This window comes from Flavobacterium psychraerolatum, assembly GCF_025960985.1.
Taxonomy (GTDB): Bacteria; Bacteroidota; Bacteroidia; order Flavobacteriales; family Flavobacteriaceae; genus Flavobacterium.
Genome location: NZ_JAOQMX010000005.1, coordinates 59,206 through 71,029, shown reverse-complemented (window position 1 = coordinate 71,029; position 11,824 = coordinate 59,206). Strand labels below are relative to the sequence as shown.

The following is an 11,824-nucleotide window of genomic DNA, read 5'->3' as shown; positions in this document are numbered from 1 at the left end:
AATAAAAAATATTTAGTTTATAAAATGCAAATAAAGTGATTTATAGGATTTATTATGAAAAAAAATACCCCAGAATAAAAATATTTTTAATTTTATCCTGGGGTAAAGTAATTTGTTTATGAGAGAGTTACATAATTAGACGTACACCACCTAGTTCAGAAACTCTATAAGAGAAACGATCACCAGGGGAACCAATAAACATAAAGTTTTTTGGAATTTTCCATTTATTTGATAGGGTATCGATAATTGCTGGACCAAAAACACCATCAAGTTCAATAAACTCGATATCAATTTCTGGATATGCTCTATCCAATACTTTTAAATCAGAAATTAGTAAGTCATTATTCTCATGATCTTTATTAATATTGACAATTTTTAACTTTTTCGTTGATTCATTATTTTGGACGTATTGCATCACTTTGTTGATGATGGCTACATCATCTCCTTTCGTAAAAAACACAAACTCTTGCGATTCAATTTTAAGGTTCATTTTATGCAAATAACGATTACTAAAGATCACCATTTTTCGTAAAGGTTGATAAAAGTATTCTAAAGCTTCTATCAAAAGACGAATTAGTAACGAACGATTCAACATAATGGCAACAAATCCAAATGCTGGTACTAGGTATTGAAGGAAGGTATAGAATGAATCTACGTTTAACTTTATGTTTCCTATAAAAGCAGTAATAATTAAGGCTACAGCAATAACTACTGCTAAACCACGCGCTCTCTCTGGCCTAGGTAATTTTTTACGTTTAAATTTCAAAAGTAAATTTCCGATTCCAAACAATCCCATTACTGCCAAAAATGAGAAGGTGTAAACACCCGCAAGTGCTACAATATCACCTTTTGTAACTAGTAAAACTGATATGCAAAGGATTAAGAAACTTATGATAATACGGTAATTTGAACCTCTACTATTTTGCTTTAGAAAGTAATTAGGTAAAATTCTATCCAGCGTCATACGGTTTAATAACCCTGAAACCCCTACAAATGATGTTAATACTGCACCACAAAGAACTAAAACAGCATCAATAGAAATTAAATAAGCTAGCCAAGATCCTCCAGTGGTTGCTCCCAAAAAGGCTAAAAGCGACTCTTGGTGTTCTCCAACTTGTGCCAAGGGTATGATGCAAATAAGCAATAAAGCAATTACAGGGTTAAAGAAGCTAACAATTGCCCACATATTACGAAGCGTTTTAGGAAAAATGCCTGCTTCTTGTTCTTCAACAAAATTGGCTGAACTCTCAAATCCAGAAATACCTAACATTGCTGCCGAAAACCCTAAGAATAAAGCATTAACAATAGTTCCGGATGTGATAGGGAGGCTCCAATTCATACTGAAAACATCTAAACCGTTCATAAATATGAACGATACAGAAGCTATAACTAATAAAGTCAATGTACTTAAATGGGTAATAAAAATAACTACCGCCACGATAGCAGATTCTCCAATACCTATGATAGCTAATCCCGTAAATATCAATAATATAATAACAGTAGCAATTGTAATATTAATGGCAGGTGCTATATTGTGTAAGTAATGCATTCCTTCTGAGGCAGAAATTACTGCTGTCGCCATATAGGATAATACGGTAAGTGTTGCAGCAATAGAAGCTAATCTCTTTGAAGAGGTATTAAGAAGTACATTGTATGCTCCACCATTAAGAGGTAAGGCTCCGACTACTTCTCCGTAGATTTTTCTAAATAAAAAAAGAACAACTGCTACAAATAATAAGGAAATCCATGCATATTGTCCGGCATACATAATTGTAAGTGCGGATACATATAAGCAGGAAGAACTAATGTCATTTCCACAAATCGCTGTGGCTTGTAACTCATTTAACTTCTTATGCATTACTTTTTTCATTGTATAAATTTTAGATAATCCGCCGCAAGGTAATCGTTTGTTAATTATTCCCCAATTATTATTTATTAAAAATCGAACATTCTTCGATGATAATAATTTTTTATTAGGATACCAGAGAAATCAGTAATGTTTTATTAACTAACTTAATGTTATTTTCATTCTATTATATTTCAATCTTAGTTTTAATCCAAGTAAAACCTCTATTGAACAGAAGTATTAGAGTTATGTTTACTTATTGTTGTTTTGTATTTTTTTAATGAGAGAAGTGCTTTGTCTTGTATTTTTTGCTGCATAAATCCTGTCCAGCCAAATAGTACTCCAATAAAACCTAAGGCCTGTTGAGACCATTTCCAAATATCAAAATTATCAGTATGTTTAAAAATTAAACCATCTTTGAATTGAAAATTAGCAGTCACTATATTAACTACTTTTCTATTAGTGGCACTGTAAGTATAAGTCGCAATCCACTGTGCAGAACCAATAAAATCATCAGCTTTAATATCGGAGACTACAATTTCCATCTTTCCTTTACTTTTACTAATTAACATTGACCACATCGAGAGGACATCCATACCTATTAAAGAACCAAAAATAGGATCCATAAATTTTATATTTGGAGCATAAAATTTAAACATTGTTTTGGTGTCTGATTTTGAAAAAGCGGAATAAAATTTTTGAATAGTTTCTTCGTTTGCTGTCATTTTTTGCAATTAGTGTACTAAAATAATAAATTATTTGATTGATACCACTTATTTGTAAATCAGATATTAAACAATCCGTGTACTATTTGTTGTAACGATAGCTTATAATGTTGATCGAGTAGGGAAGTAGTCCACATTTTTAATGATATTAGTAGGTCTTATTTTGATTAAATCACTGTTTGTACCAACTATCAATATCTAATAAAATTCTATAATATAACTATTGAAATTTATTTTATATATTTCATATATAGTTAATTATATTCTTTCAAGTAATCTATTACTTCAATCATAGATTCGAAAATTTCATCAGCTAAAGTAAATCTAGGATCATCTTTGTTTTCTGGAATAACCATTGTAGTCATTACAGCAGCTTTTCCTGCTATCATACCAGTTACGCTGTCTTCTAATACAAAGCAATCACTTGCAGTTACTTGTAATTCTTTGGCAACTTTTAAGTAAACAGCTGGATGTGGTTTACCATACAATTCATTGTCTGCACTGGCCACAACCTTAAAATAAGTAGCAATAGAAAGTTTGTCAAAGACAGCATTAATGATTGGAATACTTGATGAAGTAGCTAAAGCAATTGTGTAATTTGTTTGGGTTAAGTAATCCAAAAGTTGATAAAGGCCTTCTTTTGATTTGCCTCTTATTCCTATTAATTGAACTACCAGATCAATGATTTGTATTTCAATTTCTTTTGGAGCGATAGTTAATTGGTGAAGCTGACACCAAATAATAGCGACATCATCAATTCGCTTGCCCATGGTGTTTAGGATACAATCTTGAGTTGTTATGGTAACATTTTGCTTGGCCAGGACTTTTATTTGGGCTTCTCGCCAAATTGGTTCAGAATCAATTATAACTCCGTCCATATCGAATATAAAGGTGTTCTTTTTCAATTTTTAGAATTTAAATTTGTTTATTTCTCTTTCACTACAAAGCTAATAATTTGCCTTTTGACTATAGTTAATTGTTTTGTATTTAATAAATTATTAATCATGATATTTAAAAGAATAATTAAAGTAAAAGTTAAATTAATCTATTAAATAGTTCTAATAATTTAGATTGGATAATCACAAATTAAACTGTTATAATTTGAATCATAATTTATATTATGTAAAATAGAATAGATTAAAATCTTCTTTTATCCCTACTATTGAACAAATACTATAAAAATACATTTATATATACCAAATTACAAATGAAGCAGTTATGAATTAAAGAAAAAATAATAGATTTATTCAAATATTCTGAAAAATTGAAACTTTAAAACTATTTTTAATAAAAGATTTACAATCCATAACTCAACATCGTTTTAGATCAATTTATTTATTAATTTTGTATGATACAATTACTTAAACTATGAATTCAATTGCAGCGAAAATTGCCGATTTTTTAAAAGAATATATTCCATTTAATAACTTGACAAATGAACAATTATCTGAAATAGCATCTAGTATTCGTGTAATTAATTTAGAAAAAAATAAAACTCTTTTTAAAATAAATGAACCACTGCATGATTCCTTTTATGTTGTAGCTTATGGCATGGTCAATCTTTCTATCATTTCTGATGCAGAAGAAACTATTTTAACAAAATGTCATGAAGGAACTATTTTTGGGTTAAGACCATTTTTTGCGAAAAACAATTATATGATGACGGCCAAAGCTCGTGAAGAAAGTATTGTATATGCTATTCCTATTGCAGTTTTTAGGCCTTTTGTTGCAAGTAATTCAGATGTTTTAAATTTATTACTCGAAAATTTTGCTGTAGATAAAAGAAATGCAAATGATAAAGAAAATTTTGAAAATAATTTAATTTCTGAAAATTCATATTTCACGGGTCAACAGTCTGGGATGCAATTTTTTCAAAATTTATCATTTACTACAGACCCTTTAATTACAAATGGTAATACTGTAATAAAAGAAGTTGCACAATTGATGGCAGAAATGCGAGTAAATAATGCACTCATTGCAGAAAATAATGTTCCTGTTGGAATTGTTACTGATACTGATATGTCTTCAAAAATAGCAACTGGACGTTTTCTCATTACAGATAGTATTGATGCGATTATGTCATATCCAGTGGTTACTGTTTCTGAAAATATATCACTTGCAGAGGCACAATTGCTAATGTTAAAACATAATGTAACACATTTGTGTGTAACGGCAGATGGTTCGGATACAACAGAAATTAAAGGAATTATTACCGAGCATGATTTGATTTTGGCTCAGGCAAATAATCCAGGAATATTAATTAAAGAAATTAAACGATCACAAACGGCAAAAGAATTAAAACAAATTCGTTCTCGTTTGGGGGATATAATTCAATCTTCTATTCAAAAAAATATTCCATTAACACATATTTCAAATATTGCGAGTGAGGTTAATTTCGCCATTTTAAAAAGGGCTGTAGAACAATCTATTTTGGAGCTAGGCTCCCCTCCTGCTCGTTTTGCATGGTTTAGTATTGGTAGTCAAGCTAGAAAAGAGCAGTTATTACTTACTGATCAAGATAGTTTCTTGGTTTTTGAAGATATTGTTCCTGAGAAATATAGAGAAATTAAAGATTATTTTGTCGAATTAGCGCAAAAAACTACTTCAAAATTAGAAAAAACTGGATATACTAAATGCCCAGATGGATATTTAGCCAGCAATATGATATGGTGTAGATCAGTATCTGAATGGTTAAAACAATTTGATTCTTGGATGAAAAATCCTGGAGAAAAAAATAATGAATTAAGTAGTATCTTTTTTGATTATGAAATTATTTTTGGTGATCAAAGGATCGAAGAAGCTCTAAATGCGATTGTTTTTGAAAACACGATAAACAATTCCTTATTTTATGATTTTCTTGGTAATGATGCTTTACGTAAAAATTCACCATTAAGTTTTTTCAAAAAATTCTTAGTGGAAGAAGAAGGCCCCAATAAAGATAAATTTGATATAAAAACAAGAGCATTAATGCCGCTAATTGATGGTGCTCGAATGTTTACTTTGAGTAATGGTATCAGAGGAATCAATAATACGTATGTAAGATTAAAACAATTAGCGATTACAGATCCTAAAAATGCAGAGATTTATCTGGACTGTGCAGATGCGTATTTGACTTTAACAAAGTTTAGAACACTCGAAGGTATAAAAAATGATGATTCCGGTCAATTTATAAATATCGAAGAATTATCAAAAATCGATCGTGAGAAACTCAAAAATGCACTCGCTCCAATGAAAGAACTGGAAGATTTGATCAAAAGCAAATTTCAATTAACTCAATTTTCTTAATTATGTTAGATTGGTTAAAAACAATGAATAAGGTTTATCCTGAATACTGGAAAAACTATTTAGCGACATTTAATAAAAAATCAAAAAGATTTGTAATATTATCAACAGAAAGTACTGGTGGTAATTTGCACTCTGATGTTATATTAACCATTGGAGCATTCTCAGTTATTGATGACAGTATTCATATCGGTGATAGTTTTGAGACCGTTTTGATGCAATACAAATATTTTCATGATAATAAACTTCCTTTTGATTTTATTGTCGAAAGTAAATTAAAAAAAATGGGAGAACCTGATGCGATAAAAGCTTTTATTGATTATTTGGGTAATGCCATTTTGGTGGGGCATAATATTAATTTTAGTGTTGATATGATTAATGCAGCACTAGAACGGTTGGAATGTGGTCATTTAAAAAACGAAGCTTTGGATGTAAATATTATGCATCAAAAATTAATTGAAATTACTGATCAAGATTTTACTTTGGAAGAGTTATTAGGTATTTATAAAATTGAAAATAAAGAAAAAGGTTCCTCACCAGATGCAGCTTATAAAACTGCTTTATTATTTTTGAAATTAAAGTCTAGATTAGGTATTAAATAAAATACATAATTGATACCAATGACATTATTGCTATAAAAATCCATAAAATAATACCGTGTAGTAATGGTTTGATTCCAACAGAAATTAAAACATTAAAATTTAGTCCAGATCCGATTAAAAATAAAGTTATAGTTAAACCAATTTTTGCCATCACTACTACAGTTGGAGCAATAAATGAAATTGGAGAGATGTAAGTATTTAAAAGCATGGATATAATAAAAAATCCAATAAAATAAGGGATTTTTATTTTACTAGTTTTATTTTTAAATGTAATTGTCGTCAATAATGCTACTGGTATAATCCATAAGGCACGTGCTAACTTTACAGTTGTTGCAATTGCCAAAGCTTCTGCACCATATTTATTTGCTGCTCCTACTACAGAGCTCGTATCATGAATTGCAATGGCGCACCACAATCCAAATTCTTGTTGTGAAAGTTGTAACCAATGACCAATGGCAGGAAACAAAAATAATGCGATAGAATTTAATATAAATATTACGCCTAAAGCTACCGATGTTTGCTTTTCATCAGATTTGATGATGGGGGCAATAGCAGCTATTGCACTACCTCCACAAATAGCAGTACCGCAAGAGATTAGATGAACTGTTTTCTTATCGATCATAAACCATTTTCCTATTATAATTCCAATCGTAATCGTACTAATTATTGAAATCACAGTAAACAAAAAACTAGTAGAACCAATTGCCATCGCTTGATAAACATTCATACCAAACCCCAACCCTACTACTGAAAATTGTAGTAAATACCGAATTGCAATATGATTAAAAGGTAAAAAGGGATGCCCCGATACATTGGCAACAACCAGTCCTAATAATAATGCTATAGGTGGTGTAATACCAACTGTTAAACATAGTATTAACAATACTATAAATATTAGTTTCTGAAATCTTGGATTTATTTTTATGAAGGGGTTTGTATTTTCCATGATAAGTTAACTTTGTTTCTTGAATACAAAGGTGCGTACTTTTTATTGATAATTATTATTCATAATTACGATACGCTATTACTTAAGATTATAATAGGTGTTTAAGTTTTGAATAAACAAAGTTGTTAATGGGTTTTGACATCCTTGTAAAGTAATAATATAGAAATTCCGTTCAATGACTAGATTATCAACATCTACAATCGTTAATTCGTTGTTTGCTAGCTCCTTGCTTACAGCATGAATAGACATAAATGCTACGCAATTAGAACTTAATAAATAAGATTTAATACTTTCTGTACTTCCCAATTGCATTTCAATAGTCAATTTTTGAAGTGATATAGAATGTGCTTTCAAACTATGCTCGATAACTTCCAATGTCCCAGAACCTATTTCTCTTGTTAAGAATTTTAATTTTTCTAGAGTTGATATCGAAATATTTTTTTGATTCACTAAATCATGATTTGCTCTACAGATCAAAACAATTTCATCTTTTAAAAAAGGGACGTACTTGATTGAAGTATTTTTGGATTGCCCTTCTACAATTCCAACTTCAATTTCTTTGTTAACCAATGCATTTTCAATATGTTCTGTGTTTCCATTTCGGAGATTGATTTTTATATCTTTTAGTTTCGAATGAAAATTAGCTAGCAAAGGCGAAATAACATATTGAGATATAGTGGTACTTGCTCCCAATCGCAATGAACCTTTTCGTTCTTTGGTCAAAGTACTCATCTCAAAATCAATGGTTCTATAAATATCAAAAATGTTTTTACAATGTTTTAGTAATATTTCACCAGCTTGCGTAAGTGCTACCTTAGAACCTTTTCGATCAAAAAGCTTAATTTTATAGCTCTCCTCTAGTTCCTGAATGTGCTTGCTTACCGCTGGTTGGGTAATATACAATTCACCTGCTGCCTTAGTAAAACTTAAGCGGTTAGCGACAGTGACAAAAACTTGAAGTCTAAAATCCATTTGTATATTATATTAGAAACATTATATTTTAAAGTAGTCCATTGTATTTTCGTGTAAACCATTCAATTGATAGTAGTAGTGTAAGAATGATTAATAACCAATACCACTCAATTATTGGGAATCTATTTACAGTATTTTTCTGTATTGACTTGTAATCTTCATCATTTAGAAGTGTTTTTTCCAACTTTTCCATTTGATTTGGAAAATACAATTCTGCTCCAGTTTGATTGGCTAATTGTTTTAGTTTTTCAGAATCAGAATTTACAAACTGCTTTTCGATATTAAAGTCCAAAATCTCAAACTTATTGGTATACTTACTGTTGGTATTTAATTCTTTTACTGTAAAATCATATACACCAGGATAGAGTCCTTCTAAGTTTACCTTGTAGGAACTGTTTGATTTTAGTAAATCATAATTTTTAGTTTGATTCGTTTTTTTATTTTTTACCGTAATGGTTATATGGGCTTTTTCATCAAACTCATAATTTTTATTAAAAAATTGTGCATTAATTTCAAGTGATTCTCCAGAATTATAAAAATGTTCATGATTAACCACTAATGATTTTTTTGAATTATCAGAAGCTAAGTATTGAATAATTTTATCTATAAATAAATCATATTTATCAAAGGTTTGATTATTGATGTTGGACTGAAATCGCCATCTCCAACTATTTTCACCAAATAGAAATGCCATTCTTTCTCCATGACTCTCAGCAAAAGATAATAAAGGAATGCCAGTTTCGATGTTTCTAATTTTGGCAGTTAATAAATCAGATATAGCACTTTTGGATATAATTTTCCCAAATGGATTTTCTAACGGTGGTAAGATTTCAAAACCATTATTTTCTAACGCAAAAAGATTAAACTGATCTTCAAATTTAGCAGTAAAATCTTCAGGTTGTCCACTCATTTTAAACTCAAAATAATTTTGGTTTTGATTTAAATAATTAAAATTTGTATGCATTCCAGTTATGATAAACGCATTAACTCCTGCTTTTTTAATTTGATCAAAAATAGTTTTAAAATTTGCAGTTGGCTGGTAAAGAATACAAACTGCATAACTATTTAATACTTTAATTTCACTAGGTTTAACTATAGTTACCTTACGTTGTTCATTAGATTCAATTGCACGTTTTAATGCAGCAATATCTGGATGATTGATCTCTGAAATTATAAGGATATTCGTTTTCTGATTTAGTATTTCAACAGCAAAATTTTTACTATTATTATAGGTATTTTTTTCTTTTTCTACCGAAGAAAGCGTCGCTTTGAAAACACAAACTCCTACTCTATCCGCTGGTAAAAGTAAGTTGACAATAGTACTTTTATTTGTATTTGAAAAAGAAACTTTTTGTTTTATAACAACAGAATTACCTTCCGTAATAGTTAATTCTGCTTGAATGTTTTTTTTACCAGTATAATTCATAAATACCTCTACAGGAAATTTATTCTTGTAGAAAGCATATTTATTAACGTTGAGTTGATTAATTTTTAGATCCAAAACTTTTGTCGTATCACCTACAACTACTGGAAAAATTTTATTTGTTTTATCGAATGTAAATACATAATCATTACCTTGAGTTTGGTTTCCATCGGTAATAATTACAGTAGGATAAATTTGATTACGATTGTAATTTTTTAAGTTTTTTGCAATTCCATCAAAATTAGTCTGAGTCCCTTCGAAATCAAATATGTTTCCTGATTTAAAATTAGCATCAAATTGATAGGTTTGAATGGTATACTTATCGGCTATTTTTTTATTATTTTTTAAAAAATTATAAGTATCCATTGTTTCCTTTGAGGCCTTTAGGTTTACAATAGAACTCGAATTATCTACTACAATAGCCAGTGGAGGCTTTACAACTTCTAGAGTTTTCCTCGTTATAACGGGATTGATAAGTAAGATAAAAATACCCAAAATAGTTAGAAATCGTAAAAAAGCCAAAAACAAATTCAGTTTTGAATTGTCTTTGGCTTTATATAAGTATTGAAAATATGACAAACTACCTGCAATTAGCAAAGAAAGTAAAAGAAGTAGAATCGTTGATTTATTCATATTTAATAATACACTTTAGTTATAATTATCAGTACAGAATTGTAAGCCGATACGGATAACTTTTTACTATGTTAACATTCCACCACATACATTTAGGGTTTGCCCTGTAACATATGCACTCATATCTGAGGCTAAAAATAGACAAGCGTTAGCAACATCTTCTGTTGTACCACCACGTTTCAACGGAATTCCATCTCTCCATCCTTGCACAACCTCTTCACTTAATTTTCCTGTCATCTCTGTTTCAATAAAACCTGGAGCAATAGCATTACAACGGATATTACGAGAACCTAGTTCAAGAGCTACTGATTTTGTAAAACCAATCACTCCCGCTTTTGAAGCTGCATAATTAGTTTGACCAGCATTTCCTTTTACTCCTACAACACTACTCATGTTGATGATAGATCCAGCACGTTTTTTCAAAAATGTTTTTTGAACCGCTTTAGTCATATTAAATACAGATTTCAAATTAACTGCTATAACAGAATCAAAATCAGCTTCCGAGATACGCATTAATAAGTTGTCTTTTGTAATTCCAGCATTGTTAATTAAGATATCAATAGTTCCAAAATCTTCCAAAACTTTATCCACTAAAATTTGTGCTTCATTAAAATCTGCTGCGTTAGATTGGTACCCTTTAGCTTTAATTCCTAATGCATTCAATTCATTTTCTAATTCCAAAGCTGATGCTGCAGATGAACTGTATGTAAAAGCTACATTTGCTCCATGCTTAGCAAAAACTTCTGCTACTCCTCTTCCAATTCCACGACTTGCACCAGTAATGATGGCAACTTTTCCTTCTAGTAATTTCATATTTTAAGTATATTTTTATTGTATTTGGAAATACAAATATAGATTATTTAAGTGTTTTATAAAATAAGTTAAATAGAAAAAGCCCCATAGTTATGGAGCTTTTTATTAATTTAAAGAAAGTGGACTAGAAAGCCACATTCCATCTTGGTAATTTACCATTTTCAGATAAGAAATTTTGTAAAATTTGACCTTCAACAGATGTTGGAATTCCTTTATCAGTATCATTAAAAGTTTCAAACCAAAGAACCTCAAGTCTTTCGATGTTTTCTATTTTCATTTGTGCTGGCCAAGAATATTTTCTTCCTGTTTTTGCAAATTGATGTCCGTTTACAATTTTATCATACAAACCACCATTTTTACTTTTCAAAGAACCATCATTTTGTACCGTTCCAGTAGAACCTACCATGATTAATTCTTTGTCATCTCCGTTGATTGCGTTTACAATAAAAACACCACTTCCTTCAGATGCATTACACGCATCTTCTAAGCTATCATCAACTGCAATTGTAAAACTATTGTTTTCTTTGTATTTTTCTAATTCTTTGTACATAATTCTTTGTTTTTTATTTTGAAATTTTTGAC

At 29.8% G+C, this 11,824-nt stretch carries 10 protein-coding genes; 2 read left to right on the top strand and 8 right to left on the bottom strand.

The window, feature by feature from the left end; all coding sequences use genetic code 11:
- Window positions 1–127: 127 nt before the first annotated feature.
- The 3 genes from M2326_RS03450 to hxpB all read right to left on the bottom strand — a co-directional run bounded on the left by M2326_RS03450 (window position 128) and on the right by hxpB (window position 3,476).
- A complete protein-coding gene (locus tag M2326_RS03450; RefSeq protein WP_264618156.1) occupies window positions 128–1,870 on the bottom strand; it encodes an APC family permease in 1,743 nt (580 codons plus the stop codon).
- Window positions 1,871–2,070: 200 nt separating this feature from the next.
- Entirely contained in the window at window positions 2,071–2,571 is a 501-nt protein-coding gene (locus M2326_RS03445) for a nuclear transport factor 2 family protein (protein ID WP_264618155.1), read from the bottom strand.
- A gap of 254 nt (window positions 2,572–2,825) precedes the next feature.
- Window positions 2,826–3,476: a hexitol phosphatase HxpB gene (hxpB, locus tag M2326_RS03440; protein ID WP_264618154.1), complete on the bottom strand. Its 651-nt coding sequence runs from the start codon at window positions 3,474–3,476 to the stop codon at window positions 2,826–2,828.
- A 463-nt stretch (window positions 3,477–3,939) separates the two neighbouring features.
- Between hxpB and M2326_RS03435 the strand changes: the two genes are divergently transcribed.
- Window positions 3,940–5,856, top strand: coding sequence for a DUF294 nucleotidyltransferase-like domain-containing protein (locus tag M2326_RS03435; RefSeq protein WP_264618153.1), 1,917 nt, complete (start codon window positions 3,940–3,942; stop codon window positions 5,854–5,856).
- 23 nt (window positions 5,857–5,879) lie between these two features.
- Window positions 5,880–6,455 carry an exonuclease domain-containing protein gene (locus tag M2326_RS03430; RefSeq protein ID WP_264618152.1) on the top strand — a complete coding sequence of 192 codons (576 nt, stop codon included), beginning with the start codon at window positions 5,880–5,882 and terminating at the stop codon, window positions 6,453–6,455.
- Here the strand turns inward: M2326_RS03430 and M2326_RS03425 are convergent.
- The 5 genes from M2326_RS03425 to M2326_RS03405 form a co-directional block, all read right to left on the bottom strand.
- The gene (locus M2326_RS03425) at window positions 6,448–7,401 is read right to left on the bottom strand and encodes a YeiH family protein (RefSeq protein ID WP_264618151.1); all 954 of its coding nucleotides are present in this window, start codon (window positions 7,399–7,401) and stop codon (window positions 6,448–6,450) included. The two genes, M2326_RS03430 and M2326_RS03425, sit on opposite strands and share 8 nt — an antisense overlap.
- Before the next feature lie 78 nt (window positions 7,402–7,479).
- A complete protein-coding gene (locus tag M2326_RS03420) occupies window positions 7,480–8,373 on the bottom strand; it encodes a LysR family transcriptional regulator (protein WP_264618150.1) in 894 nt (297 codons plus the stop codon).
- A 28-nt stretch (window positions 8,374–8,401) separates the two neighbouring features.
- Window positions 8,402–10,429, bottom strand: a complete 2,028-nt coding sequence (locus M2326_RS03415) for a hypothetical protein (RefSeq protein ID WP_264618149.1) — start codon at window positions 10,427–10,429, stop codon at window positions 8,402–8,404.
- Window positions 10,430–10,495: 66 nt separating this feature from the next.
- A complete protein-coding gene (gene fabG, locus M2326_RS03410) occupies window positions 10,496–11,242 on the bottom strand; it encodes a 3-oxoacyl-[acyl-carrier-protein] reductase (protein ID WP_264618148.1) in 747 nt (248 codons plus the stop codon).
- Between the two features lie 124 nt (window positions 11,243–11,366).
- Window positions 11,367–11,792, bottom strand: coding sequence for a hypothetical protein (locus tag M2326_RS03405; protein ID WP_264618147.1), 426 nt, complete (start codon window positions 11,790–11,792; stop codon window positions 11,367–11,369).
- Window positions 11,793–11,824: the final 32 nt, after the last annotated feature.